General features: G+C 52.3%; 1 protein-coding gene. It reads left to right on the forward strand.

Features of this window, described 5'->3' with window-relative positions:
* Positions 1-1177 (forward strand): elongation factor Tu (gene tuf / locus NP596_RS21475; RefSeq protein ID WP_256617419.1); only part of this gene is annotated, 1177 nt, incomplete at both ends.

Consider the following 1177-nt stretch of genomic DNA (forward strand, 5'->3'; position numbering starts at 1 on the left):
TGGCTAAAGAAAAATTTGAAAGAAAAAAACCGCACGTAAACGTAGGTACGATTGGTCACGTCGACCATGGAAAAACCACATTGACAGCGGCCCTGACAAAAGTGATGGCTGAACTGCAAGGCGGCGAAGTAAAAGCTTTCGATCAAATTGATAATGCCCCGGAAGAACGTGCGCGTGGTATCACCATCTCGACCTCGCACGTCGAATACGAATCAGCTGCTCGCCACTATGCGCACGTGGACTGCCCGGGTCACGCCGACTACGTTAAAAACATGATTACCGGCGCCGCTCAAATGGATGGCGCGATTCTGGTTTGTTCCGCAGCCGACGGCCCCATGCCGCAAACCCGCGAGCACATCCTGCTGTCTCGCCAAGTAGGCGTGCCTTATATTGTGGTGTTCCTGAACAAAGCCGACATGGTCGACGATGCCGAGTTGATCGAGTTGGTGGAAATGGAAATTCGCGAATTGTTGAACCAATACGAATTTCCGGGTGACGACACTCCTATCATTGTAGGTTCAGCGCTGAAAGCGCTGGAAGGCGATACCAGCGAAATTGGCGTTCCATCCGTCGTTAAATTGGTCGAGGCTCTGGATAGTTATATCCCCGAGCCGGAGCGTGCTATCGACGGCAAATTCCTGATGCCCATCGAAGACGTATTCTCGATTTCAGGTCGCGGTACCGTAGTAACCGGTCGTGTCGAGCGCGGCATCATCAAAGTCGGTGAAGAGGTTGAAATCGTCGGTATCAAAGATACCGTCAAAACCACCTGCACAGGCGTTGAAATGTTCCGCAAACTGCTGGATCAAGGTCAAGCCGGTGATAACGTCGGTGTACTGCTGCGGGGTACCAAACGCGACGACGTAGAGCGCGGTCAAGTATTGGCTCACGTTAACTCAATCAAACCGCACTCGCACTTCAAAGCGGAAATTTATGTTCTGTCCAAAGACGAAGGCGGCCGTCACACCCCATTTTTCAACGGTTACCGTCCGCAGTTCTACTTCAGAACCACCGACGTTACTGGTGCGGTCGAGTTGCCTGAAGGCGTGGAAATGGTAATGCCGGGCGATAACATTGCGGTTACGGTAAAATTAATTGCACCTATCGCGATGGAAGACGGCTTGCGTTTCGCTATCCGTGAAGGTGGTCGTACCGTCGGTGCGGGTGTTGTTGCTTC

It is taken from the genome of Methylomonas rivi (assembly GCF_024505165.1).
GTDB classification, from domain to species: domain Bacteria; phylum Pseudomonadota; class Gammaproteobacteria; order Methylococcales; family Methylomonadaceae; genus Methylomonas; species Methylomonas rivi.